We start from the raw sequence: 24389 nt of genomic DNA on the forward strand, positions 1-24389 counted from the left end.
CGGGAGCCCCGGACATCCGTAAGCCCGAGTGGGAGGATGGGGTGATGACGACGTCGTTGGAGGGCCGCACCATCCTGCTCGCGGGCGGGACGAGCACCGTGGGAGCGGTCGTCGCGCGTGCGGCGCTCGATCGCAGCGCGGAGGTGGTCGTCGTCGGTCGCGATCCGGCCAAGCTCCAGGAGCTTTCCGCCGGGCTGTCCGGCGTGCGGACACTCGTGTGCGACCTGACGGACGAGCCGTCGGTGGAGGCTCTCGCGAACGACATCCACACCGAGATCGGACGCATCGACGGGGTGCTGAACCTCGTCGGCGGCTGGCGCGGCGGTGGGGGCCTGGCCGGGCAGACCGACGTCGACTACCGGTTCCTCGAGCGCTCGCTCACCTCTCTCCGGCACGTGAGCCGCGCGTTCGACGACGACCTCCGCTCCTCGGACGCGGGGCGGCTCGCGATCATCTCCTCAACGGCGGTGGCCCGTCCGCTGGCGGGCGGGGCGAACTACGCCGCGGTCAAGGCCGCGAGCGAGGCGTGGTCGCGCGCCGTCGCACAGGGCTTCGCCAAGGCGGCTCGGGATGCCTCGGGGCCCCAGGTCGCGGCATCCGTCGTGTTCCGGGTCAAGGCGCTGGACGGCCTGGAGCAGACCCTCGCCGACGCCTTCCTCGGCCTCTGGGACGCCGAGGCAGCTGACATCAACGACACGGTCGTGACCCTGGGCTCCTGACCTCGGCCTGCACAACTCCTTCGATTCCGTCGCGAGAGCCGGCGCAAGGGGGTTCTCCGTCCGCGCGGCCCCCCCGTTCGAAGGAGTTGTGCAGCGCCGTCGCCCGCATAGCGCCGAACTAGGCTGGATGTCCGTGACCACGATCCACGACCCCGAAGTGCGCGGCTTCGCGTCAGACAACTACTCCGGCATCCACCCCGAGATCCTCGCCGCGATCGCGTCGGCCAACGAGGGGCACCAGGTCGCCTACGGCGAGGACGTGTACACCGCCCGCCTGCAGGAGGTCATGGCACAGCACTTCGGCGAGGGCGTCGAGGCCTTCCCCGTCTTCAACGGCACCGGCGCGAACGTCACCGGCCTGCAGTCGATGCTGCCCCGGTGGGGCGCCGTCGTGGCGGCGTCGTCGGCGCACATCAACGTCGACGAGGGCGGGGCCCCCGAGCGGGTCGCGGGCATCAAGATCCTGAACGTCCCGAGCGAGGACGGCAAGCTGACGCCCGAGCTCATCGACCGGGAGGCCTGGGGCTGGGGCGACGAGCACCGTGCTCAGCCGCTCGTGGTGTCGATCACCCAGTCCACCGAGCTCGGCACGCTCTACACGGCGGAGGAGATCCGCGCGATCGCCGATCACATCCATCCGCTCGGGATGCGCCTGCACCTCGACGGCTCGCGCATCTCGAACGCCGCGGCGTCGCTCGACCTGCCCCTGCGCGCCTTCACCCGCGACGCGGGCGTCGACGTGCTGAGCCTCGGCGGCACGAAGAACGGGGCGATGGTCGGCGAGGCCGTCATCGTGCTCGACCCCGACGCCTCCACGGGCCTCACCTACCTCCGCAAGCTCAACATGCAGCTGTCGTCGAAGATGCGGTTCGTGTCGGCGCAGCTGGTCGCCCTGTTCGAGGGCGACCTGTGGCTGCGCAACGCGCGGCACTCCAACGCCATGGCGCAGCGCCTGCGCGCCGGCGTGGAGGCGGGCATGGCCGACGGGTCGATCCGCGGCGTCGCCTTCACCCAGCAGACCCAGGCCAACGGCGTCTTCGCGACCCTGCCTCCGGGTGTCGCCGACCGGCTGCGCGAGAGCTTCCGCTTCTACGACTGGGATGCCGCGAAGAACGAGGTGCGCTGGATGTGCAGCTTCGACACGACCGAGGAGGACATCGACGCCTTCGTCGCCGCCATCGCCCGCGAGACGTCAGCCTCCTGAACCACTGCTCCAGAGCCACTGCTCCTCGGCCACTGCTCCTCGGTTACTGCCCCTGAGCCACTGCTGCTGAGAACAGGAGGATCGACGAATACAGGACGTCGCAAGGGCTTTCCGTCCTGCGCCCGCCCGATCCTCCTGTTCTCGTGCGACGGGTAGGGCCGTCAGTTGTCGGCGTGCTCGCGGGGTGTCGGCTCCTGGGGCGTCCCGCCGTCGGCGGTGTGCGCCTCGGACTCGGAGCCCGGGCCGGCCGCGGCATCCGTCGTCTCTTCATCCGCGTGCCCAGCCGACGCCTCGCCGTCGGCCGACACGTCGACGTCGGCCGAGGCGTCGAAGGGCGTCTCGGGGCGGATGAGCTCGCGCACCTCCGCCATGAAGCTCGTGAGCTGGTGCTGCTGCCAGCGCAGCTGACGGGTGCGGTCCTCGGCGTCGCGCAGCACGCCCTGAGAGTGGCTCGTGACCGTCTCTATGATCTTCTGCGCCTTGTCGCGCGCGCGGTCGAGGGTCTCGCGGGCGCGGATGCTCGCGTCGGCCTCGATCTGTGCAGCCTGCGCGCGCATGAGGCGGTCGAAGTCGTCGGCCTTGGAGGCGACCCGCTGCGCGTGCTCGAGCGATGCGGCGACCTGGTCGTTGGCGTCCTGCGTGATGCGCTCGGCGTGCGCGACGGCCTGGTTGTGCAGCACGAGGAACTCCTGCTGCGCGTCGTTCTGGCGACGGGTGAGCGACTCCTCGAACTCGAGCGCGCGCAGGCGAAGCTCGCGCACGGCCTCCTCGGCCTCCTGCCGGGCGAGCGACGTCTCGCGCGCGACCATCGACCGCAGCGACGCGGCCCCCTTCTCCGCCTCGGTGCGGATCGCGACAGCCTCCTGCTCGGCCTGCGACACCTTCTCGGCGGCGTGGGCCGCCTCGCGCTCGAGCCGCGCCTGGTGAGCCGTGAGCTCGGTGTCGATGCGCAGACGCGCCTGCTGCGCGTCGTGGTGGGCCTGCGCGAGGATCCCGTCGGCTTCGACCTGCACCTCCTTGCGGCGCTTGGCGATCTCTTCGCGGGACGCCTCGAGGAGACGATCGGCCTGGACGGTGGCGTTGCGGATGATGAGGCTCGCCTGATCCTCCGCAACCCGCAGGATCTCCTCGAACTGCGGGCGGCTCGAGTCCTGGCCGCCGCTGTCGACGAGCTCGTCGCTCAGCGCCTGCACCTGCGACTCTGCTTTGGCAGCTCGCGCGGTCGCGGCCGTGAGCTCGGCCTCGAGGCGCTCGATGGTCTCGCGACTGCGCTCGTCGGCGGCCGAGACCTCCGCCTGCACGCGGTCCTGTACCTTGCCGAGGCGCGCGTTGGCGGTGTTGAGGGCGGCCTTCAGCCGGTCGATCGTCTCGCGGCTGCGTGCATCGGCGGCCGCGAGCTTCGCCTCGTACTCGGCCTCGATGCGTCCGACGGCCTCCATGCTCTGGGCGTTCGCGGTGTCGCTGACGTCGCGGTAGCGCTGCTCGAGCAGGGCGATCTCGTCGCCCTCGGCGCGCAGACGCGCGGTCAGGCGGGCGACGGCCGCGTCGACCTCGTCCTTGTCGTAGCCGCGGAAGACGGTCGTGAACGAGGGTCCGACCGGGGACTGCTCCCCGCCGATCATGAGTTCGTCGAACGGCGATGCGTCCTCCGGGCCGGCGTTCCGGGCTGGCGTCTGCTGATCGGGCATGTGACTCTCCGCTTCTTCGCTTCGTGAGCTCGAGGTCGGCGGACAGCCGGGCGGACAGGCCTCGTCGGCGGCCGCCGATTCGGGTTCGGCGGTCGCGGTGCGGCGAGGTCGTCGCGCGGGATGCCGCGACGTGGGGTGGGGGGATCGGCGCGTTGCCGCGCCTCGGGTCGGTGGAATCATACCCGCCGAATCTGAGGGACGGGAACGCTCCCAGAAGCGGATGCCGCAGCCTCCGCCGACCGCCGGTCCAACTCGCCGGCGGGCCTTCGTGACCCGCCGCAGCACCGCTCGCGCGCGACTGCTGCCCGTGGTGCGCGATCGGGTCAGCGCAGCGCGCCGACGCTCGCGAGGGCGAGCCGGACGAGCGTGCCGCGGCCGCCCTCCATCTCGGCGGCGAGGGAGTCGGATGCCGCTTCCTCCGGCGAGAGCCACGTCACCTCGAGCGCGTCCTGGCGCGGCTCGCACGTTCCGGTCACGGGCACGACGAACGCGAGCGAGACGGCGTGCTGGCGGTCATCGTGGAACGGGCTCACACCCGGGATCGGGAAGTACTCCGCTACCGTGAACGGCACGGGCTGCGGCGGGAGAAGGGGGAAGGCCATCGGCCCGAGATCGTTCTCGAGGTGGCGGAACAGCGCGTCGCGCACCGTCTCGCCGTAGCGGACGCGACCCGACACGATCGTCCGCGTGATCTCGCCGAGCGGGGTCGCGCGCAGCAGGATCCCGACCTTCGTCACGGCGCCCATGCCGTCGGTGCGCACCGGCAGCGCCTCGACGTACAGCATCGGCAGCCGGCGGCGGGCCTCAGCGAGCTCGATGTCGGTGAGCCACGCGGGGTTGGCTGCGCTGCCGGGGGCGGGCGAGCCGAACGTCCCGTCGCCCAGCGGACTGCCCGGAACGCCGAACGACGCGCCGATGCCGCCGAGCGGATCGCGCGGGGTGCCCTCGTCGTCGCTCTCGTTGGGGTCGGGGTCTGGCGTGCGGACCGGCATGCCTCCTGTATACCGCAGGGCCTCAGCCGCGACGGGGAGGGGCCGACCCGCGTCGGTGCAGAGTGCGAGGATCGAGGGCATGAGCGACCCGCTGGCCGGAACCCCGCACCTCGACCCCGACATCGTGCTGTGGTCCGCCGGCCCCGAGGCGCGGACCGGCCGACCGCTCCTCGTCCTGCTGCACGGCTACGGCGCCGACGAGAACGACCTCTTCGGCCTCGTCCCCTACCTTCCGGCGCAGTTCGCCGTCGCCGCCGTCCGCGCTCCGCTCACACCGCCGTGGCCGGCGCCGGGCTACTCCTGGTACCCGATCGAGGGCCTCGAGGGCCGCGATGCCGCGAGGACGACGGATGCCGCCGCCCGCCTCCTCCACTGGCTCGACGTCGTCGCTCCCGCGCCGACGCCGGTCGGCCTCCTCGGCTTCTCGCAGGGCGGGGCGGTGTCGCTGCAGGCGATGCGGCTGGCTCCCGACCGGCTCGCCTTCGTCGTGAACCTCTCGGGGTATGCGACGCCCGGCGATCTGCCCGGCGACGCCGCGCTCGCCGAGCGGAGGCCCCCGGTCTTCTGGGGCCGAGGGACGAACGACGACGTCATCCCCGAGTTCCTCGTCGCGCACACCGTCGAGTGGCTGCCGGCGCACGTCGACCTCAGCGGCCGCGTCTACCAGGGCCTCACGCACAGCGTCTCGGAGGCGGAGCTCGCCGACGTCCGCGCCTTCCTCGACAAGCAGCTCGAAGCGCTGACCGCCTGACCCATTCCTCATTCAGAAGAGGTCCGGTATGATGGCGCGGTCCTTGTCCCGAGTGTGAGGAAAGACGTTGACGGAGATCTTCGCGACCGCGCTGTGACCACGCGCTGATCCGTCGATCCCTCGGTCCGTCATCCCGGACGCCTCGACGCGAGTCCGCGCCACCGATCCGCGCTGACCCGTCGACCTCCGCCGCCTCCTCGGCTCCGGCATCCTTCCCGGACCCGCCCGCGGCCCTCCCGGTGTCAGTGCATCCACGACACCGAGGAGACTCATGCCCGCTTCCACCTTCACCCCCTCCGTCGTCCTCGACGACGTCACCTTCACGTGGCCCGACGGCTCGATCGCCCTCGCGGGCGTCTCCGGCACGTTCGGCTCCGGTCGCACGGGCCTGGTCGGCCGCAACGGCTCCGGCAAGTCGACGCTGCTCCGGCTCATCGCGGGCGATCTCACGCCCGATCGCGGGCACGTGACGAGGCTCGAGGATGCCGCGTACCTGCCCCAGCGCCTGACGCTGGACGTCGACCGGCCCGTCGCCGAGCTGCTCGGCGTCGCGGCTCCGCTCGCCGCCCTCCGGGCGATCGAGTCCGGCGATCCGGACCCGGCCCACTTCGACGCCGTCGGTGCGGACTGGGACGTCGAGGCGCGCTCGCATGCCGCGCTGGCCGAAGCGGGCCTCGCCCCCGCGATGCTCGAGCGGCGCGTCGGCGAGCTCTCGGGCGGCGAGGCGGTGCTGACGGCGATCGCCGGCATCCGCCTGCGCGGCGCACCGGTGACGCTGCTCGACGAGCCGACGAACAACCTGGACCGCGACGCCCGCAGCCGCCTGTACGACATGGTGCGCGCATGGCGGGGCGCGCTCGTCGTGGTGAGCCACGACACCGCGCTGCTGGAGCTCATGGACGACACGGCCGAGCTGTACGACAGCGAGCTGTCGACCTTCGGCGGCCCGTACTCCGAGTGGCGCGCATGGCTGGATGCCGAGCAGGGCGCCGCCCGCCAGGCCGAGCGTGCCGCCGGACAGCTCGTCAAGCGCGAGAAGCGCGAGCGGATCGAGGCCGAGTCGAAACTGGCCAAGCGCCTCGCGATGGGACGCAAGGCGCAGCTCGAGAAGCGCGTGCCGCCCATCGTCGCCGGCGGGCTCTCGCGGGCCGCCCAGGTCTCGGCGGGCAGACTCCGCGGCGAGAAGGCCGATCGCGAGGCTTCCGCCCGCCAGGCGCTCGCTGCCGCGGAAGGCCGCGTGCGCGACGACGAGTCGATGCACGTCGACCTGCCCGACCCGGGCGTCCCCGCCGGGCGTCGCATCGCGACGATCGGCGACGGCACCCGCTCGTGGGTCCTCCAGGGCCCGGAGCGCGTCGCCCTCGTAGGGCCGAACGGCGCCGGGAAGACGACGCTCCTCGAGCGGCTCGTCCGGTCGGCTCTGCACAACTCCGTCGATTCCGTCCGGATCGGAGCCGAGTCGCCCGATTCCGCCTCGACGGGGTCGGATCGAAGGAGTCATGCAGACGCCGTGGCGCACACCGACCGGGTCGGGTACCTTCCGCAGCGCATCGACGGGCTCCGGGACGAAGCATCTGTCGTCGAGAACGTCGCCGCCGCCGCGCCGGGCGTTCCGACGCCGGAGCTGCGGAACCGCCTCGCGCGCTTCCTCATCCGGGGGGATGCCGCGACACGGCCGGTCGCGACGCTCTCCGGCGGGGAGCGCTTCCGCGTCGCGCTGGCGCGGCTGCTGCTGGCCGACCCGCCGCCGCAGCTGCTCGTGCTCGACGAGCCCACCAACAACCTCGATCTGGACACGGTCGACCGGCTCGTCGAGGCGCTGTCGGCGTACCGCGGGGCCGTCGTCGTCGTGAGCCACGACGACGCCTTCCTCGGCCGGCTCGGCGTCGACCTCGTGCTCGAACTCGGGCGCGACGGACGCCTCGCCGAGGTATGACGTCTACCGGTGCGAGGACCTTCGGGGCAGGATGGTCGCATGCCCGAGCTCGTTCGCCCCCGCACCGGACGCGTCCTCGGCGGCGTCTGCGTCGCGATCGCCAATCGCTTCGACATGAGCCCCGTCGTCATCCGCATCGTGATGGTCGGCTCGGTCGTCTTCTTCGGCCTGTCGATCTGGCTCTATCTGCTGCTGTGGCTTCTCATCCCGCTCGCGCGGGACTGACGCCCGCCCGAAGCCGCCGCCCGCGTCCCTCCACTGCCGAGGAATGCTCTCTCCACCAGGAGAAAGTTCTCATCTGACCGCCCTCGATGTCGGAGGTGTCGGGAAGGATGGAGGGATGAGCGACGCTTCGTCCGGCTCAGCGCATCGCGTGCTCGAGCGGTTCTCTCCTGCCACGCAGGACTGGTTCCGCGGCGCCTTCGCGCAGCCGACGAGCGCCCAGACCGGCGCGTGGGACGCGATCTCGGCGGGCAGGCACGCGCTCGTGGTGGCGCCCACCGGGTCGGGCAAGACGCTGTCGGCGTTCCTCTGGGCGATCGACCGCGTGTTCCGCGAGAAGTCACCGGAGGAGCCGGCTCCGGTTCCCGCGAGAGGCAGGAAGAAGAGACCGGATGCCGCGGCATCCCCGACCCGCATCCTCTACATCTCGCCGCTCAAGGCGCTGGGCGTCGACGTCGAGCGCAACCTCAGGTCCCCGCTCGTGGGCATCGGGCAGTCGGCGCGGCGCCTTGGCATCTCGGTGCCCGAGGTCTCGGTCGGCGTGCGATCGGGCGACACCACCTCGAGCGACCGGCGCAAGCTCGTGTCGGCGCCGCCCGACATCCTCATCACGACGCCCGAGTCGCTGTACCTCATGCTCACGAGCCAGGCGGGGCAGACGCTCGCCGGCGTCCACACCGTCATCATCGACGAGGTCCACGCCGTCGCCGCGACCAAGCGCGGCGCGCACCTCGCCGTCAGCCTCGAGCGCCTCGACGCCCTGCGGGAGTCCCTCCAGCCCGGGTCGCCGCCCGCCCAGCGCATCGGCCTGTCGGCCACGGTGCGCCCCATCGACGAGGTGGCGCGATTCCTCGGGGGCGCCGCCCCCGTCGAGATCGTCGCCCCGAAGGCGTCGAAGGCGTTCGACCTACGGGTCGTGGTACCCGTCGACGACATGCTCAACCCGCCCCCTCCGCCGGGGTCGGAGCCCGACGGCGACACCGGCGCCGACGACGAGGGGGTCTCGGAGGACTGGTTCGACACCGGCCGGCCGGTCCCCGAGAGCACCGAGGTGACCGGCTCGCTGTGGCCGCACGTCGAGGAGGCGATCGTCGACCGCATCCTCCAGCACCGGTCGACGATCGTGTTCGTCAACTCGCGCCGGCTCGGCGAGCGGCTGACCGGGCGACTCAACGAGATCTACTCGGAGCGCCTCGGACTCGACCTGCCCGACGCGACGGTGCCCGCCGCGATGATGGCCCAGGCAGGAGCGACAGCCGGGGCGAATCCCGTGCTGGCCAAGGCCCATCACGGGTCGGTGTCGAAGGAGCAGCGGGCGCAGGTCGAAGAGGAGCTGAAGTCCGGCGTCCTTCGCTGCGTCGTCGCGACCTCGAGCCTCGAGCTCGGCATCGACATGGGCGCCGTCGACCTGGTGATCCAGGTCGAGGCGCCGCCCTCGGCATCCTCCGGTCTGCAGCGCATCGGCCGCGCGGGTCACCAGGTGGGCGAGGTGAGCCGCGCCGCGCTCTTCCCCAAGCACCGCGGCGACGTGCTGCACACCGCGATCGTCACCGAGCGCATGCTCGCGGGCAGGATCGAGGCGATCGCGGTTCCTCAGAATCCGCTCGACATCCTGGCGCAGCAGACCGTCGCGGCCTGCGCCGTCGGCCCCGTCGACGTCGAGGGGTGGTACGAGACGGTCAAGCGCAGCGCGCCCTTCCGCTCGCTCCCCCGCTCGGCCTACGAGGCGACCCTCGATCTGCTCGCCGGCCGCTTCCCTTCCGACGAGTTCGCCGAACTGCGCCCGCGCGTCGTCTGGAACCGCGACCTCGGCGTGCTGACCGGCCGGCCCGGAGCGCAGCGGATCGCCGTCACGAGCGGGGGAACGATCCCCGATCGCGGTCTCTTCGGCGTCTTCGTCGCGGGCGAGTCGTCGAACGCCCGCGTCGGCGAGCTCGACGAGGAGATGGTGTACGAGTCGCGCGTCAACGACGTCTTCACGCTCGGCACGACGAGCTGGCGCATCGTCGAGATCACCCACGACCGGGTCAACGTCGTGCCGGCGTTCGGGCAGCCCGGCAAGGTGCCGTTCTGGCACGGCGACGGGCTCGGACGGCCCGCGGAGCTCGGCGAGGCGCTCGGCGCATTCGCCCGGGAGGTCTCGACGGCGAAGCCCGACAAGGCCGAGGCGCGCCTCAAGGAGGCGGGACTCGACCCCAACGCGACGGGGAATCTCCTGGCGTACCTCGCCGAGCAGCGCGAGGCGACGGGCACTCTTCCGACCGACAAGAGCCTGACCGTCGAGCGCGGTCGCGACGAGGTCGGCGACTGGCGGCTCATCCTGCATTCGCCCTACGGCATGCCCGTCCACGCGCCGTGGGCGCTCGCGGTCAACGCACGCATCCGCGAGCGGCTCGGCGTCGACGGCGCGGCGGTCGCCAGCGACGACGGCGTCATCGCGCGGATCCCGGATGCCACGGCCGAGCCGCCGGGCGCCGAGCTCTTCGTCTTCGATCCCGATGAGCTCGAGCACATCGTCACCGACGAGGTCGGCGGGTCGGCGCTGTTCGCGTCGCGTTTCCGCGAGTGCGCGGCGCGCGCCCTTCTCCTGCCCCGCACCAACCCGAATCGTCGCAGCCCGCTGTGGCAGCAGCGGCAGCGCTCTGCCCAGCTGCTCGAGGTCGCGCGGCGGTACCCGACCTTCCCGATCATCCTCGAGACGCTCCGGGAGGTGCTGCAGGACGTCTACGACGTCCCCGCTCTGCTGCGGATCGCGAAGAGCATCGGCGATCGACGCATCCGCCTCGTCGAGACCGAGCCCGCGCAGCCGTCGCCGTACGCGCGCGACCTGCTCTTCGGCTACGTCGGCGCCTTCATGTACGAGGGCGACTCTCCGCTGGCCGAGCGCCGGGCGGCCGCGCTCTCGGTCGATCCGGCGCTCCTGTCCGAGCTCCTCGGCAAGGTCGAGATGCGCGAGCTCCTGGATCCGGCGATCATCGCCCAGTTCGAGCGCGAGGTGCAGCGCCTCGAACCCGAGCGGAGGGCGCGCGGAGTCGAAGGGGTGGCCGATCTGCTCCGGATGCTGGGCCCGATGGATGCCGCGGAGGTCGCCGCGAGGCTCCAGCCCGCCGATGCCGTCGCGGCTGCCGATGGGCCGGCGCCGCCCGCCGTCCGGTCGTTGAGCGAGGAGCGCAGCGACGAGACGAAACGCGCCGACCGCTCGACCAGCGCAGGAGACGGGTCGATGGATCCTGTCACCGGCGAGTGGTGGGACGAGGACGAGGAGCTCGACCCTTCGACGAGCTCAGGGACCAGCGAGAGCTCGGAGACCCCAGGTGGCGGGTGGTCGGCGGAGCCGCACGCGACCGAGGCGGAGGCATCCGCGCATCTGACGGCCCTCATCGACGCGCGGCGAGCCATCCCGGTGACGATCGCCGGCGTCACGCGGGTCGCCGCGATCGAAGACGCCGGTCGCCTGCGCGACGCGCTCGGAGCCGCGCTCCCGGTCGGAATCCCGACCGCCTTCCTCGATCCGCTCGCCGATCCCCTCGGCGACCTCGTGGCCCGTCACGCCCGCACGCACGGCCCGTTCCCGGCCGAGGCCGTCGCCGCCCGGCTGGGTCTCGGCGTCGCCGTCATCCGCCACACGCTGCAGCGGCTGGAGTCGCAGGGGCGCATCGCGAGCGGATTCTTCCTGCCCGACCCCTCGTCAGGCTCGGGGACCGGAGCCGGCTCGGGGACCGGAGCCGGCTCGGGGGCCGGTGAGGCCGCACGCGGCGACGACCTGGAATGGTGCGACACGGAGGTGCTGCGGCGCCTGCGCATGCGGTCGCTCGCTGCCATCCGCGGAAGCGTCGAGCCGGTCTCGCAGGAGGCGTACGCGCGGTTCCTGCCCTCGTGGCAGCACCTCACGCGCCCGCTCGAGGGAATCGACGGCGTCGCGGCCGTCATCGAGCAGCTCGCGGGCGTCCCCATCCCGGCGAGCGCGTGGGAGTCGCTCGTGCTGCCGGCGCGCGTGTCGGACTACACCCCCTCGATGCTCGACGAGCTCACCGCGACGGGCGAGGTCATCTGGTCCGGTCACGGATCGCTTCCCGGCCGAGACGGCTGGATCGCCCTGCACCCGGCGGACGGCGCGCCGCTCACGCTCGCGCCGCCGAGCGAGGAGATCGCGCACGGCAGCCTCGAGAGCCAGCTGCTCGAGGCGCTCGCGGGCGGCGGTGCGTACTTCGTCGCGCAGCTGAAGCAGGCGACGGGAGCGGAGAACGAGCAGTCGGTCATCGACGCGCTCTGGAGCCTCACGTGGGCGGGCCGCGTCACCAACGACACGTTCGCCCCGATCCGGACCCTCCTCACCGGTGGCTCGCAGGCGCACCGGGTCACCCGCCGCGCGCCTCGGGCCCGGATGTACCGCGGCGCCGCGGTGCGGACGGTCGCGGCATCCGTCCCTCCCCGTCCCCCCGCCATCGGCGGCCGATGGTCGCTTCTCCCTCCCGCCGAGATCGACACGGCGCTCCGGGCGACGGCGTCGGCGAGCCTCCTGCTCGACCGCTACGGCGTCGTGACGCGCGGCGCCGTGCAGTCCGAGGGGCTCCCCGGCGGATTCGCGCAGGCGTACCGGGTGCTGGCCGGGTTCGAGGAGGCCGGGCACTGCCGCCGGGGCTACGTCATCGAGAAGCTGGGAGCGGCGCAGTTCGCCGCCTCGGCCACCGTCGACCGGCTCCGTGAGTTCGCGGGGCTCCCCGACCCCGCGCCGCTTCGGCCCGTGACGCTCGCCGCCACCGATCCCGCGAATCCGTACGGGGCAGCCCTGGCGTGGCCTGCGCTCGAGGGGGTGAGCCACCGCCCGGGCCGGAAGGCCGGCGGCATCGTCGTGCTCGTCGACGGCGCGCTGACCCTCTACCTCGAACGGGGCGGCAAGTCCGCGCTCGCGTTCACCGACGACGAGCAGCGCCTGGCCGCCGCCGCGCGCGACCTCGCCGCGACCGCCCGCGCTCGCCGGCTCGACACGCTCACCGTCGAGCAGGTCAACGGGGCATTCGTCTACACCGCCCCGACCGGCGCGGCGCTGCGCGAGGCCGGGTTCGTCGAGTCGCCGCGCGGATTGACGCTCCGCCGCCTGACCGCCGGCGATGCGGCACGAGCGGCGGCGCATGCCTGAGGGCGACACCGTCTTCCGCGCCGCCCGGCGGCTGAACGAGGCGCTGGCCGGCTCGGAGGTCACCCGCTTCGAGCTGCGCGTTCCCCAGGCGGCGACCGTCGACCTTCGCGGCGAGGTGGTGCACGACGTGGTCTCGCGCGGCAAGCACCTGCTCCACCGCATCGGCGAGTGGACCCTGCACTCGCACCTCAAGATGGAGGGTGAGTGGCACGTGTACCGCCCGGGGGAGCGCTGGCGCGCGCCCGCGTTCAAGGCGCGGGCAGTGATCGGCACGGCCCGCGCCGAGACCGTCGGCTTCGACCTCGCCGACATCGAAGTGGTCCCGACCCGCGAGGAGGGCCGGCTCGTCGACCACCTCGGTCCCGACCCGCTCTCGGACGCGTGGGATCCGGCCGAGGCCGCCCGCCGGTTCGGGGCCGACTCTAGAGCCGCGCACGTCGCGATCCAGGATCAGCGCAACATCGCCGGCTTCGGCAACGAGTATGCCAACGAGATCCTGTTCGTGCGCGGCATCCTTCCCACCCGTCCCGCAACCGAGACCGATGCCGCGGCCGTCGTGGATCTCGGGGCGCGGATGATCCGGGCCAACCGCGACCGCTCGGGCCGCACCTTCACGGGCGACGCGCGCCCGGGGCGGGCGACGTGGGTGTACCGCCGCGAGGGCCGCCCGTGCCGGCGCTGCGGGACGACGATCCTCGGCAGCACCCTCGGCGCCGACCCCACGCGCGAGCGCATCGTCTTCTGGTGCCCGAACTGCCAGCGCTGACCTCCACGTGCTGACGCGACGTCCTGCCGGGGTTATCGCATGCGCTCGCGCAATCCGCAAGCGTCTAGGTGACGAATAGAGGTATGAGGCCCAATAGGGGCAGAGGTCATGCACGGGAATGAATTTCCGGGCATTCGGGTTATTCCTATGCTCGGCGCCATCCGGCGCTGCAGGAGGGGACAGTGGGCAAGAACTACATCGACATCGAGAACGACCGCGGTGAGACCCTGCGCTATCGGAAGCACGCCAACGGCCGTGGCTTGATCGCGCACGGCGCGAAGGTGCACCCGAGCGCCGTGGTCGAAGCGGGAGCGTATGTCGAGCCGGGCGTCCAGATCGCCGCGGGGGCACATGTCGGTCGTGGAGTGTGGGTCGAGAGCGACGCCGTCATCGGCCCGGAGGCCGACATCGCTCCCCACGCGCACATCGGCGCCGGAGCCGCCATCGGCGCCGGGGCGAAGATCGGCGTGCGCACGCAGGTAGGGCGCGAGGCTCGCGTCGCGGTGGGCTCGCTCATCGGCGACGACGAGACCATCGGCGACGGCGAGCGCGTCGCCACCGACCGACGCGGACTGCGTCTGGCGGCCTGACCGGCGCGACCCAGCCGGGCTCTGTCTCAGGGCCCGGCTTTCGTTCGCCCTCCGCGCCCCCGGGCACCCCGCCGCCGCGCGACGAGCGCCGCCGGAGTGTCAGCACCGCCCCCTAGGATCGCCGCGTGACCACGCGCGTGCTGATCGCCGTTCTCGTGCTCGTCGTCGCCGGCGGAGTGGCCTGGTGGTACGGCATGCGCGACGAGGCGACGGTCGCCCCGTCCGCCTCCGCGGCCCCGACCGCGCCGGCGGCGATGCCCGCGCCGCCGGACGAGGCGTTCCGCATGACGGTCGAGTCCGTCCACGACGGCGACACCCTCCGCGCGCACGTCGACGCGCCCAACCGGGTCGTCACCGACCTGTCGTCGACGCGCGTGCGTCTGCTCGGCGTCGACACCCCGGAGATCTCGCCGGAGCCCGAATGCTGGAGCGCAGAGGCGACGGCGCGGCTCGCGGAGCTGACGCCGCCCGGGTCGACGATCTGGGTCGCTCCCGACGTCGAGCCGCTCGACCGGTACGGCCGCCACCTGCTCTACGTCTGGACCCCGGACGGGCGCTTCGTGAACGGGGAGCTGGTCGCGCGCGGCGACGCCCGCACGGAGGTCTACGCGCCGAACACGCTGCACGAGCCGCTGCTGCGCAGCCTCGAAGCGGGCGCCCACGCAGCATCCTCCGGGCGGTGGGGCGCGTGCGGCTGACCTCCACGCCGAGCACGAGCCTTCGGCGCCACGCTCGTCGGCCGCCCGCAGTAGACCGACCGCTCGCCCTCAGGCGAAGAGGAAGAGCACGAATCCGACGAGCGGCAGCGTGCCCTGGATCAGCGCCGCTCGCAGGTACTTCGACCCGGTCGTCGTCAGGACGAGCGCCGCCCCGACCATCGAGCCGAGGCTGAAGAGCACGAGCGTGCGACCCGCGACATCCGCGACGGTGTCGGGGCCACCGGCCCAGAACAGCACGAGCCCGATGACGACGCCGACGGCGAGGAAGAGGTTGTAGAAGCCCTGGTTGTAGGCCATCGGCTTCGTCGCATCAGCCGTCGCCTGATCGGCGACGCCGAAGCGCCTCCACACTCGCGGCTGCGTCCACTGCACGCTCTCCATGACGAAGATGTACACGTGCAGGAGGGCCGCGAGGGCCGCGAACACCGTCGCGAGGATGGCCACCATGACCGAACGATAGCGCCCGGCTACTCTGGCGGCATGGCGAAGAGCGGCGGTTCGCGAGGCGCGCCCCGGCACGGGAAGGGCGGCCGGAAGGCGGATGCCTCGTCCCCGCGCCGCGGCGGCGGGCGCGCTCGCTCGGCGCGGTCCTCGACCGCCGCTCGTCCGACCCCTCGTGCTGAGCCGGCGGCGCCCGAGCCGACGCGCTTCGTCCTCGGCGCGATGCCCGGCGCGACACCCGGGAGATGGATCGACACCTGGCGCGAGCGGATGCCGCATGTCGAGCTCGAGCTGCGACCGGTGGAGGTCGCGCACCAGCGCGAGGAGCTGCTGTCGGGCGAGGTCGATGCGGCGCTGGTCCGCCTGCCCCTGGACGCGGACGGGCTCCACGTCATCCCCCTCTACGAGGAGCAGGCCGTCGTGGTCGTGTCGAAGGTCTCCCACCTGACGGCGGCGGACGAGCTCGACCTGGGCGACCTCGAGGGCGAGGTCGTCCTCACGCCCGCCGACGACGTCCTCGGCTTCACGGTGCCCGGGGCGGTCGCGCCGGTCTTCGAGGCGCCCGCCACGACGGCCGACGCCATCGCGACGGTCGCCGCCGGGGTCGGTGCCGTGATCGTGCCGATGTCGTTGGCGCGGCTGCACCAGCGGCGGGACGCGGCATCCATCCCTCTCCGCGACGGACCCGCCTCGCAGGTGGCCCTCGCATGGCCTGCCGCCCGCACGACGCCGCACGTGGAGGTGTTCGTCGGGATCGTCCGAGGGCGCACGGCCAACTCGTCCCGCACGTGACCTCCGCGCGAGGCTATCGGGCGCGCGGCCTTCGCGGCGGATCGTGACGCTGAGACCGCCCCGTGCGGAACGCGGCGCCTAGACTTCCGGCATGACGCGTGCCCCGCTGCTCTACGTGTGCGTGCGCCCACAGCAGGGCGCCGCGGCCGCCGAGTACGAGTCGTTCCGCCAGGCGATGCGCCTCGACGAGTCGCAGCTCGCCCAGCACGACCTCGTGCGGGCCCCGCTCCCCGCCGACGTGTTCGACCGCTACAGCGGCTTCCTCGTGGGGGGCAGCCCCTTCAACGCGACGGACCCGGAGTCCACCAAGACCGACGTCCAGCGGCGCCTCGAGAAGGACCTGACCACGATCGCCGAGCGCGCCGTGACCGCGACGACGGCGGCACTCTTCACGTGCTACGGCATCGGCGTCGTCACCAGGTATCTCGGCGGCGAGGTGAGCCGCGCGTACCCCGAGGACACCGGGCCGACCGCCGTCGAGGTCACCCGCGACGGTGCGGCCGATCCGCTCTTCGGCGAGCTCGCGACGCGGTTCTCTGCTCTCACCGCGCACAAGGAGGGCTCCGCGGAGCCGCCGCCGGGCGGCGTGCTGCTCGCGGCGAACGAGGGATGCCCCGTCCAGGCGTACCGCGTCGGCGAGACCCTCTACGCGACGCAGTTCCATCCCGAGCCGACGCCGCGGGCGTTCACGCAGCGCATGGCCGTGTACCGGGACGACGGCTACTTCGCCGCGCACGACTACGAGCGGATCGCGACGCAGGTGCTCGCAGCATCCGTCACCGAGCCGGTGCGGCTGCTGCGCGGCTTCGCCCGCCGGTTCGGCCCCGAGACCCCGCACTGACTCGCCGACGGGTCAGTGCGGTGTCTCGCCCATGCCGAGAGGCGGGTGCAGCAGGAGCGAGATCCGTTCCTCGACGTACCCCTCCAGCGGCACGAAGCCGCCCATCGCGCTCCAGCGGACGCTCGGCACTCCCGCGACGAGAGCAAGGGGACCGGATGCCGCGCCCTCGCCCACCGCGGCGAGGTCGATCGGCGTCCACCCGAGATGAACCGTCTGGCCCTCCGCGAACCCGCCCCGCCGCGCCGCCGCCGCGAGTTCGGCCCGCCGCCGCTGGGACTCCGCCGGATAGCCGCGGCGCACCTCCTCGTGGGCGCGGATGATGTCGCCCGTCGCGTAGACGGCGTCCTCGGACAGGAGGATCGCGCCGAGGTGCCACACCCAGCCGCGGGAGACGATGCGCGGAGCGCGCCGGATCCCGAGGATGCGCGCAGGCTCGATCAGCTCGCCGAGCCCCTCGCGGGGGATCACCTGCAGTCTCGTGCGCGCGCTGTCGAACAGCGCGAAGAGGCTCACGCGAGATCGTCCTGGAAGGTTGCGGGCGCCGTGAGGCGCTCCCGGCGCACAATCGTCCCGAGAAGGGGGTACAGGAGCACGGACAGCATCCCGGCCCCGACGAGGGCGGAAGCCAGCCCGCTCGAGATGAGCTTCTCGTCCACCCCGATCGCCGTGACGGCGACGATGATCGGCAGCCCCGTCGCGCCGTAGAGCGCGACCGCCATGCGATCGCGGCGCGAGGCGCCCACGGGCGCGGCGAGAGTCGAGGGCAGGCCGCGGATGAGGAGCAGCATGAGCAGTCCCACCGGCAGGAGGAGGAACAGCACCGGCTCGTCCAGCAGTGCTTGAAGGTCGAAGGTGATCCCCGTGTAGATGAAGAAGATCGGCACGAGGAAGCCGAACGCGACAGCCTCGACCTTGCTCTCCACGGCGTGACGGTCGTGCTCGGTCGCGTCCCTCATGGCCAGCCGCCAGACGACGCCCGCCGTGAAGGCGCCCAGGAGCATGTCGAGGTCGAGCACGATGCTGAGTGCCACCAGTACGGCGAGGGCGAAGGCCACGAAGCGCACGGCGAACTGCCCGGAGGTGTGCAGCGAGGCGCTGACCAGCCGGTGCAGCGCCCCCTGCGGGACGCGGAAGGCCCACCAGATCGCCACGGCCGCGACCGCGACGAACAGCAGGAGCACGATGGTCGCGATCCCGGGGTCGCGTCCGCCGAGGAAGAGCGAGATGGCGATGAGCGGTCCGAACTCGCCGACGGCGCCGATCGCCGAGATCGACCGTCCGAAGGGCGTGCGGAGCTCGCCCTCGTCGCGGAGTATCGGCAGGAGCGCGCCGAGAGCCGTCGAGCACAGTGCGACCCCGACCACCACCGCCGCCTCCCCCGGTGCGATGAGCCAGCCCGCCGCGATGCCGGCCGCCAGACTGACGAGCCAGCCGCCCGCTGCGCGACGGCCGGTTCTGCCCTGAAGGGCGGAGAGCTCGATCTCGGATCCTGCCATGAAGAAGAGCATCGCGAGGCCGAAGTTCGACAGGAGGTCGACGAAGTCCGACGGCTGCGCCCACCCGAGGAGAGCGGGACCGACGAGGATGCCGAGGAGGAGCTCGAACACGACGATCGGGACGCGCACCCAGCGTCCCAGGAAGCGGGCGACGAGTGGCGCCAGCACCGCGAGGACGAAGATGAGGAAGATCGTCGTTTGCTGCGTGCTCACGGGTTCAGGGTAGCGACGCGCGCTTCCCCGCGCGCCGGGCTCTCATCCTGGCCGGAGGGCCGCCGCAGTCGACCGCTGTGTTCGGCTCAGCGCGCGAGCTCCTCGACCGCGGCGCGGGCGGCTTCGGCCTTCTTGCTCGCGGCGCGGGCGACGGATGCCGCCTCCTCACGCTTCCCGTCCATGCGCTCGGCCTCGTCGTCTGCCTCGGCGGCCTCGCGCTCGAAGCGCGCGACGTCGGCCCGCAGCTCCTCGAGGCGCTCGTGCAGCAGGTCGGCACGCTCCCTCGCCTTGCCGAGCCGCGTCTCGATGCGGGCGAGCTCGCGCTGCGCCTCGGACTCGGCGCGCTCGGCCTCGCGGGCGGCCTTCTCCGCCTCCTTGCGCGCGCGGCGTTCGGCCAGGTCGTCCCGCGTCGGCGGGGGCGGCGCGGCGCCCCCGTCCGGCGCGGAGCCGCCCAGGGCGTCGGCGAGGTCGACGTGTTCGAACCCCGTCGCCTCGAGAGGCCGCACGAGGCGGCCGGTCATGACGGCGGCGGCGGCCGCGGCATCCATCACCGCTGCATTGATGGTCTTCTCGATGTCGTCCCGGGCCGCCGCGCCGACCGCGACGCCGCGCTCCCCGGCCAGGGCGACCGCCTGCGTGGAGAGCGCCCCGACGAGGGCGCGGCGCTGCGCGCCCAGGCGCGAGAGCTCTGCCGCGTCGAGGTCGTCCTGCGCCTCGCGCAGCGCCGAGGCGAGTTCGAGCGCCTCGCCGAGCTGGCCCTCACGCGCGAGCAGGCTCACGGCCCACGCCGCGACGGCGGGCTTGGGGAGCTTCTTCACCCGAGCACCGAGCGGGCGATCGGATGCCGAGGCCCGCGCGTTGCGCGCCGCGGTGAACTCCGATGGGGGCAGTGCGTAGAGCTCGACGGCGATCGCGTCGAGGTCGTCCTGCGCGGCGGGCTGCGGCATCCCGATCATTCTGCCGGTCCCCGTGCCGCCTCGCACGGCAGCCTGGGGCCGACCGGGTCAGATGGCGACGACAGCCGCCGGGCGGGGGCCATGGAGCTCGCGGTGCAGACGCTCCATGCGCTGGTCGAGCGCGGCGGCGGAGTCCGCCGCATCCTTCAGCTCGGAGAGCAGGCGGTCGGGCACCTGCCGGTCGTACTTGTAGTAGATCTTGTGCTCGAGGCTCGCCCAGAAGTCCATCGCGATCGTGCGGAACTGCACCTCGACGGGAACCTCGACGCGCCCCGTCGAGAGGAACACCGGCACCTCGATGATCGCGTGGAGGCTCTGATAGCCGTTCGGCTTCGGCTCGGCGATGTAGTCCTTCATCGTGACCAGGGTGATGTCGTCCTGGCGCACCAGGAGGTCGAACAGCCGGTAGACGTCGGTGACGAAGCTGCACGTGACCCGGATCCCCGCGATATCGGTGATGCCGGCGCGGATCGAGTCGAAGTCCGAGTCGATGCCCTTCCGCGCGACCTTCTCCACGATGCTGTCGGGCGACTTCAGCCGGCTCGAGACGTGCTCGATGGGGTTGTAGTCGTGCGTGTGCTCGAACTCCTCGCGAAGGATGCCGATCTTCGTCTCGATCTCCTGCATGCCGAAGCGGTACTCGAGCAGGAACCGCTGAAGCTCGTCGCGGATCGTGCGCAGTTCGGACGGCGAGATGGTGAGGGTCGCGTCATCCCCGGGGATCGCCATGCCCCCAACCTAGGCACACCGCCTATACGACTCCTGTGAGAGCGGATGACCGTCGCCGCTGCCACTCCGGCCGCATGGGCCCGCGTCACGCCGACGCGATGCGCGCGGCCTGACGGGCTGCGCCAAGGGCGACGTACTCTCCCGGCTCGGGCACCTCGACGGGGATGCCGAGCACCTGGGGTGCGATCGCGCGCACGGCCTCGGACTGCGCCCCGCCGCCGACGAGGAGCGCCCGCTCGAGGGGCACGCCGAGGGCGCGAAGGGCTTCGAGTCCGGCGCCGAGGCCCGACAGCATCCCCTCCACGGCGGCCCGGGCGAGGTTCTCGCGGGTCGTCGAGGCGAGCGTCATGCCGGTCAGCGACGCCGTCGCGTCGGGGAGGTTCGGGGTGCGCTCGCCCTCGAAGTACGGCACGAGGGCGAGGCCGGCCGCGCCCGGCTCGGCGGCGAGGGCCAGGCGCGAGAGCTCTGCGTGGTCGACGCCGAGGACGCGTCCGATCGCGTCGAGCACGCGCGCCGCGTTGAGGGTCGCGACGAGCGGCAGGAAGCGCCCGTCGGCATCGGCGAAGCCGGCGACGGTGCCCGTCGGGTCGATCGTGCGCTCCTCGCTCACGGCGAAGACCGTCCCCGACGTGCCGATCGACACGACGACGTCTCCGGGACGTGCACCGAGGCCGAGCGCGGCTCCGGCGTTGTCGCCCGCGCCGGGGCCGACCCGCCGGCCGGCCTCGTCCTCGACCCACTCGTCGGGTCCGAGCACGCGCGGAAGGAGCGCGTCGTGGCCGAGGGCGGCGACGAGCAGCTCGCGGTCGTAGGGATCGGGTCCGGAGGCGTCTGGGTTCCAATAACCGGTGCCCGAGGCATCCGAGCGATCCGTCACGAGCTCGTCGAGCACGGGCCCGCAGGGCGACTCGCCGGCGGGCCCGAAGCCGCGCAGGCGCCAGGTCAGCCAGTCGTGCGGCAGAGCGACCGCGGCGACGCGCGCGGCGTTCTCGGGCTCCTGGTCGCGGAGCCACTGAAGCTTGGTGATGGTGAAGCTCGCGACGGGCACGAGCCCCGTGCGCCGGGCGAGCGTGTCGGCACCGAACTCGGCGACGAGGTCGGCTGCCGCGCCCGCCGAGCGGGTGTCATTCCACAGCAGGGCGGGGCGGATGACTCGTCCCTCCGCGTCGAGCGCGACCATGCCGTGCTGCTGCCCGCCGATCGCCCATGCTGCGACGTCGTCGAGTCCGCCGGCGTCGACGATCGCGGCCTGGAGCGCCGTCCACCACGCGGCGGGGTCGACCTCGGTGCCGTCCGGATGGGATGCTCGCCCCTGCCTGACGACCGCGCCGGTCGCGGCATCCGTGATCACGACCTTGCACGACTGCGTCGACGAGTCGACTCCCATGACGAGGCTCATGTGCGCTCCTTCACGCGTTCACCCACCGCGAGACTGCAGTGGAGCGCCGAGACTGCGGCGAAACCCGCTGTCTCGGCGCCCCGATGCTGTTTCGCGGGGAGAAGGGGGGTGGGGACGGATGCCTCAGCCGCGCGCGCCGAGCAGGTGCTCGGTCGCGAGCTGCTGGAGGCGGACGAAGCCGAAGCCCTTGCCGCCGAGGTACTGCGACGGGTCGAAGTCCTCGTACGCCGAGCGGTCGGCGAGGAAGTCGTCGTACGTCTCGCCGTCGTTCAGCGTCGGCACCGAGAGCTCGGGCACGCGGGCGGCCTCGAGCGCCTCCTGCACCTCGGGGTCGGCGCGGAAGGCGGCGGCGCGCTCCTTGAGGAGGAGGTAGGTGCGCATGTTCGCCGATGCCGACTCCCACACGCCGGTCTCGTCCTCGGTGCGACTCGGCTTGTAGTCGAAGTGCCGGGGGCCGTCGTAGGCCGGCACGCCGCCGGGGCCGCCGTTCTCCAGCAGGTCGACGAGGGCGAACGCGTTGTGCAGGTCGCCGTGTCCGAACACGAGGTCCTGGTCGTACTTGATGCCGCGCTGGCCGTTGAGGTCGATGTGGAAGAGCTTGCCGTGGTAGAGCGCCTGGGCGATGCCGGCGGCGAAGTTGAGCCCCGCCATCTGCTCGTGGCCGACCTCGGGGTTGAGGCCGACGAGCTCGGGGCGCTCGAGCGAGTCGATGAACGCGATCGCGTGGCCGAGTGTCGGGAGGAGGATGTCGCCGCGGGGCTCGTTCGGCTTCGGCTCGATCGCGAAGCGGATGTCGTAGCCCTTGTCGGTCACGTACTGGCCGAGGAGGTTCACGGCCTCGCGGTAGCGCTCGAGCGCCGCGCGGATGTCCTTGGCGGAGTCGTACTCGGCGCCCTCGCGGCCGCCCCACATGACGAACGTCTTGGCACCGAGCTCGGCGCCCAGGTCGAGCTGCCGGAAGACCTTGCGCAGGGCGAAGCGGCGCACCTGGCGGTCGTTCGAGGTGAACCCGCCGTCCTTGAAGACCGGGGCCGAGAAGAGGTTGGTGGTCACCATCGGGATGATGAGGCCGGTGTCGTCGAGCGCGCCCTTCAGGCGGTCGATCTGCGTCTGACGCTCGGCGTCGCTCGAACCGAAGGCGAACAGGTCGTCGTCGTGGAAGGTGAGGCCGTACGCGCCGAGCTCGGCGAGCTTCTCGACGGCGTGCACGACGTCCAGCGGCGGCCGGGTCGGTCCGCCGAACGGGTCAGTGCCGTTGTATCCGACGGTCCAGAGTCCGAAGGAGAACTTGTCGTCACGAGTGGGGGTGGGCATGGCGCTCCTTTGCGAACGGCCGAGGGGAGATCGAAATGTTGTCAGAGACAACGTATACCAGATCGGATGCCGCGTCCAGTCCTTGCAGCCCGGCCTTCGGGAACCCGCGCGGCGCCGAGATGGCACGATGTGCGGTCCGCCGCGAGGAGGGACCGCAGACTGTGCGATCTCGGCCCCCGTGCATCGCGTCGGACTGTCGAGTGCCGGAGCGTATGCAGCCCGGACGGCATCGGTCCGACGCCGCGCGAGTTACTGAAACCGGCACCGCCCGTCGTGGCCGGTTCGTCGCGCCGCCCTACAGTGAGGGGATGAACGATCCCGTCGGCAGCCGTCAGGCGAACCTCTCGCGGCTGCTGCGGCTCGCTCACCTGGAGGGCCCGGTCTCGCGCGCGGCGCTGACCCTCGCCACGGGCCTGAACCGCTCCACGATCGGCGATCTCGTCGGAGACCTCGTGTCGCTCGGCGTCGTGGAGGAGCGCGCTCCCGACCCGAGCCGCCGCGTGGGCCGCCCCTCGCCCCTGGTGGCCGCGCACCACCGGGTGGTGGCGATCGCCGTGAATCCGGAGGTCGACGCCCTGACACTCGGAGTCGTGGGACTGGACCGAACGGTCCGCCTCAGCGAGCGCATCGAGATGACCGAACTCCTCAGTCCCGAGCGCACGGCGCGGCTCATCGGCGAGCGGCTCGAGATCTGGCGGGCCGAGGCGCTCGCGGACGCCGCGATCGCGGGCATCGGCGTCGCTGTGCCGGGGCTCGTGCGCTCGTCGGACGGCCTCGTCCGCGATGCACCGCACCTGCGATGGACGGATGTCGCGCTGCGCGAGCTCGTCGAGGCGGAGACGGGCCTTCCCACCGTCGTCGGCAACGACGCCGCGATGGCGATCGTCGCGGAGCACCTCTTCGGGGCGGCCGCAGGAGTCGACGACGTCGTCTATCTCAACGGCGGCGCGAGCGGCATCGGCGGGGGCCTCATCGTGCAGGGCGTGTCGGTCGGAGGCGCGTCGGGCTACTCCGGCGAGTTCGGGCAGAACCGGCCGGGCATCGCCTCTGCGGCCGACCGCCGGGCGGGCAACGGCGTCCTCGAGGACGAGGTGAGCCGGTCGCGCCTCCTCGCCGTACTGCAGCGGAGCAACGTCGACGAGCCGACCCTGGCGAGCCTCCTCCGCGAAGCGCGGACGACGGACGTGCTGGAGGAGGTCGCCCGCCAGCGGCGCATCCTCGCGACAGCCCTCGCCAATGCCGTCAACGTCCTCAATCCGTCGGTCGTGGTGCTCGGCGGGTTCCTCGGGATGCTTGCGGAACACGACCTCGCAGGCTTCACCGCAGCGGTGGTGGCCCAGTCGATGCCCGCCAACGGGGAGGATCTCGAGATCCGGGCGGCGGCGCTCGCCGAGGACCGGCTGATCATCGGCGCCGCGGAAGCGGCGTTCGAGGAGCTTCTCCGCGACCCCGCCGGCGCGGCGCTGAGCTGAGCGCGGGAC

Annotated in this window: 21 protein-coding genes; 12 read left to right on the forward strand and 9 right to left on the reverse strand. The window is 72.5% G+C overall.

Annotated features, from left to right (window positions below; genetic code table 11):
• Positions 1-44 precede the first annotated feature (44 nt).
• Together EV279_RS00590 and EV279_RS00595 are read left to right on the forward strand one after the other, a co-directional pair.
• Complete coding sequence (locus EV279_RS00590) at positions 45-719, forward strand: SDR family NAD(P)-dependent oxidoreductase (RefSeq protein ID WP_133541002.1); 675 nt, start codon at positions 45-47, stop codon at positions 717-719.
• Positions 720-852: 133 nt separating this feature from the next.
• Positions 853-1923, forward strand: coding sequence for a low specificity L-threonine aldolase (locus EV279_RS00595; RefSeq protein ID WP_133541004.1), 1071 nt, complete (start codon positions 853-855; stop codon positions 1921-1923).
• 161 nt (positions 1924-2084) lie between these two features.
• Here EV279_RS00595 and EV279_RS00600 read toward each other — a convergent pair whose 3' ends face one another.
• Together EV279_RS00600 and EV279_RS00605 are read right to left on the reverse strand one after the other, a co-directional pair.
• Complete coding sequence (locus tag EV279_RS00600; RefSeq protein WP_243728379.1) at positions 2085-3611, reverse strand: DivIVA domain-containing protein; 1527 nt, start codon at positions 3609-3611, stop codon at positions 2085-2087.
• Between the two features lie 323 nt (positions 3612-3934).
• The gene (locus EV279_RS00605) at positions 3935-4603 is read right to left on the reverse strand and encodes an NUDIX hydrolase family protein (RefSeq protein WP_133541006.1); all 669 of its coding nucleotides are present in this window, start codon (positions 4601-4603) and stop codon (positions 3935-3937) included.
• A gap of 79 nt (positions 4604-4682) precedes the next feature.
• Here EV279_RS00605 and EV279_RS00610 point away from each other — a divergent pair, with 79 nt between their 5' ends.
• From EV279_RS00610 to EV279_RS00640, 7 genes are all read left to right on the forward strand, one after another.
• The gene (locus tag EV279_RS00610; protein ID WP_133541008.1) at positions 4683-5354 is read left to right on the forward strand and encodes an alpha/beta fold hydrolase; all 672 of its coding nucleotides are present in this window, start codon (positions 4683-4685) and stop codon (positions 5352-5354) included.
• Positions 5355-5625: 271 nt separating this feature from the next.
• Entirely contained in the window at positions 5626-7290 is a 1665-nt protein-coding gene (locus EV279_RS00615; protein ID WP_133541010.1) for an ATP-binding cassette domain-containing protein, read from the forward strand.
• Positions 7291-7329: 39 nt separating this feature from the next.
• Complete coding sequence (locus EV279_RS00620; protein WP_133541012.1) at positions 7330-7515, forward strand: PspC domain-containing protein; 186 nt, start codon at positions 7330-7332, stop codon at positions 7513-7515.
• Between the two features lie 115 nt (positions 7516-7630).
• Complete coding sequence (locus tag EV279_RS00625; protein WP_133541014.1) at positions 7631-12652, forward strand: DEAD/DEAH box helicase; 5022 nt, start codon at positions 7631-7633, stop codon at positions 12650-12652.
• Positions 12645-13418, forward strand: coding sequence for a DNA-formamidopyrimidine glycosylase family protein (locus tag EV279_RS00630; protein ID WP_133541016.1), 774 nt, complete (start codon positions 12645-12647; stop codon positions 13416-13418). Before EV279_RS00625 ends, EV279_RS00630 begins: the two co-directional genes overlap by 8 nt.
• A 182-nt stretch (positions 13419-13600) precedes the next feature.
• A complete protein-coding gene (locus EV279_RS00635; protein WP_133541018.1) occupies positions 13601-14008 on the forward strand; it encodes a transferase in 408 nt (135 codons plus the stop codon).
• Positions 14009-14133: 125 nt separating this feature from the next.
• Positions 14134-14706 (forward strand): thermonuclease family protein, encoded by a 573-nt coding sequence (locus EV279_RS00640; protein WP_243728380.1) that lies wholly within the window; start codon positions 14134-14136, stop codon positions 14704-14706.
• A 69-nt stretch (positions 14707-14775) separates the two neighbouring features.
• On the opposite strand, the gene EV279_RS00645 is transcribed toward EV279_RS00640, so the two are convergent.
• Positions 14776-15174 carry a DUF1304 domain-containing protein gene (locus EV279_RS00645; RefSeq protein ID WP_208109440.1) on the reverse strand — a complete coding sequence of 133 codons (399 nt, stop codon included), beginning with the start codon at positions 15172-15174 and terminating at the stop codon, positions 14776-14778.
• A 33-nt stretch (positions 15175-15207) separates the two neighbouring features.
• Between EV279_RS00645 and EV279_RS00650 the strand changes: the two genes are divergently transcribed.
• Positions 15208-15960, forward strand: coding sequence for a LysR family substrate-binding domain-containing protein (locus EV279_RS00650; RefSeq protein WP_133541020.1), 753 nt, complete (start codon positions 15208-15210; stop codon positions 15958-15960).
• A 91-nt stretch (positions 15961-16051) separates the two neighbouring features.
• Complete coding sequence (locus EV279_RS00655) at positions 16052-16801, forward strand: GMP synthase (protein WP_133541022.1); 750 nt, start codon at positions 16052-16054, stop codon at positions 16799-16801.
• 12 nt (positions 16802-16813) lie between these two features.
• Here the strand turns inward: EV279_RS00655 and EV279_RS00660 are convergent, their stop codons facing one another.
• From EV279_RS00660 to xylA, 6 genes are all read right to left on the reverse strand, one after another.
• A complete protein-coding gene (locus EV279_RS00660) occupies positions 16814-17314 on the reverse strand; it encodes a glutaminase (RefSeq protein ID WP_133541024.1) in 501 nt (166 codons plus the stop codon).
• A complete protein-coding gene (locus EV279_RS00665; RefSeq protein WP_133541026.1) occupies positions 17311-18510 on the reverse strand; it encodes a cation:proton antiporter in 1200 nt (399 codons plus the stop codon). The genes EV279_RS00660 and EV279_RS00665 overlap by 4 nt, the downstream gene beginning before the upstream one ends.
• A gap of 86 nt (positions 18511-18596) precedes the next feature.
• Positions 18597-19457, reverse strand: coding sequence for a transposase (locus tag EV279_RS00670; protein ID WP_133541028.1), 861 nt, complete (start codon positions 19455-19457; stop codon positions 18597-18599).
• A 57-nt stretch (positions 19458-19514) separates the two neighbouring features.
• A complete protein-coding gene (locus tag EV279_RS00675) occupies positions 19515-20195 on the reverse strand; it encodes a GTP pyrophosphokinase family protein (protein ID WP_133541031.1) in 681 nt (226 codons plus the stop codon).
• Positions 20196-20280: 85 nt separating this feature from the next.
• The gene (locus EV279_RS00680; RefSeq protein WP_208109441.1) at positions 20281-21594 is read right to left on the reverse strand and encodes an FGGY family carbohydrate kinase; all 1314 of its coding nucleotides are present in this window, start codon (positions 21592-21594) and stop codon (positions 20281-20283) included.
• A 123-nt stretch (positions 21595-21717) separates the two neighbouring features.
• Positions 21718-22908: a xylose isomerase gene (gene xylA / locus EV279_RS00685; protein ID WP_133541032.1), complete on the reverse strand. Its 1191-nt coding sequence runs from the start codon at positions 22906-22908 to the stop codon at positions 21718-21720.
• 308 nt (positions 22909-23216) lie between these two features.
• Between xylA and EV279_RS00690 the strand changes: the two genes are divergently transcribed.
• On the forward strand, positions 23217-24380 hold the full coding sequence (locus tag EV279_RS00690; protein WP_133541033.1) for an ROK family protein: 1164 nt from the start codon (positions 23217-23219) through the stop codon (positions 24378-24380).
• The last annotated feature ends 9 nt before the right edge of the window (positions 24381-24389 follow it).

The sequence above is a fragment of the Microbacterium sp. BK668 genome, from assembly GCF_004362195.1.
Classification (GTDB): domain Bacteria; phylum Actinomycetota; class Actinomycetes; order Actinomycetales; family Microbacteriaceae; genus Microbacterium.

What these genes read in the sequence shown, in the direction of transcription:
- EV279_RS00675 (WP_133541031.1), bottom strand. Translation starts at nt 20,195, where the DNA reads ATGGCGATCCCCGGGGATGACGCGACCCTCACCATCTCGCCGTCCGAA.
- EV279_RS00615 (WP_133541010.1), top strand. Translation starts at nt 5,626, where the DNA reads ATGCCCGCTTCCACCTTCACCCCCTCCGTCGTCCTCGACGACGTCACC.
- xylA (WP_133541032.1), bottom strand. Translation starts at nt 22,908, where the DNA reads ATGCCCACCCCCACTCGTGACGACAAGTTCTCCTTCGGACTCTGGACC.
- EV279_RS00620 (WP_133541012.1), top strand. Translation starts at nt 7,330, where the DNA reads ATGCCCGAGCTCGTTCGCCCCCGCACCGGACGCGTCCTCGGCGGCGTC.
- EV279_RS00645 (WP_208109440.1), bottom strand. Translation starts at nt 15,174, where the DNA reads ATGGTGGCCATCCTCGCGACGGTGTTCGCGGCCCTCGCGGCCCTCCTG.
- EV279_RS00630 (WP_133541016.1), top strand. Translation starts at nt 12,645, where the DNA reads ATGCCTGAGGGCGACACCGTCTTCCGCGCCGCCCGGCGGCTGAACGAG.
- EV279_RS00650 (WP_133541020.1), top strand. Translation starts at nt 15,208, where the DNA reads ATGGCGAAGAGCGGCGGTTCGCGAGGCGCGCCCCGGCACGGGAAGGGC.
- EV279_RS00625 (WP_133541014.1), top strand. Translation starts at nt 7,631, where the DNA reads ATGAGCGACGCTTCGTCCGGCTCAGCGCATCGCGTGCTCGAGCGGTTC.
- EV279_RS00605 (WP_133541006.1), bottom strand. Translation starts at nt 4,603, where the DNA reads ATGCCGGTCCGCACGCCAGACCCCGACCCCAACGAGAGCGACGACGAG.
- EV279_RS00610 (WP_133541008.1), top strand. Translation starts at nt 4,683, where the DNA reads ATGAGCGACCCGCTGGCCGGAACCCCGCACCTCGACCCCGACATCGTG.
- EV279_RS00655 (WP_133541022.1), top strand. Translation starts at nt 16,052, where the DNA reads ATGACGCGTGCCCCGCTGCTCTACGTGTGCGTGCGCCCACAGCAGGGC.
- EV279_RS00690 (WP_133541033.1), top strand. Translation starts at nt 23,217, where the DNA reads ATGAACGATCCCGTCGGCAGCCGTCAGGCGAACCTCTCGCGGCTGCTG.
- EV279_RS00590 (WP_133541002.1), top strand. Translation starts at nt 45, where the DNA reads ATGACGACGTCGTTGGAGGGCCGCACCATCCTGCTCGCGGGCGGGACG.
- EV279_RS00680 (WP_208109441.1), bottom strand. Translation starts at nt 21,594, where the DNA reads ATGAGCCTCGTCATGGGAGTCGACTCGTCGACGCAGTCGTGCAAGGTC.
- EV279_RS00670 (WP_133541028.1), bottom strand. Translation starts at nt 19,457, where the DNA reads ATGCCGCAGCCCGCCGCGCAGGACGACCTCGACGCGATCGCCGTCGAG.
- EV279_RS00600 (WP_243728379.1), bottom strand. Translation starts at nt 3,611, where the DNA reads ATGCCCGATCAGCAGACGCCAGCCCGGAACGCCGGCCCGGAGGACGCA.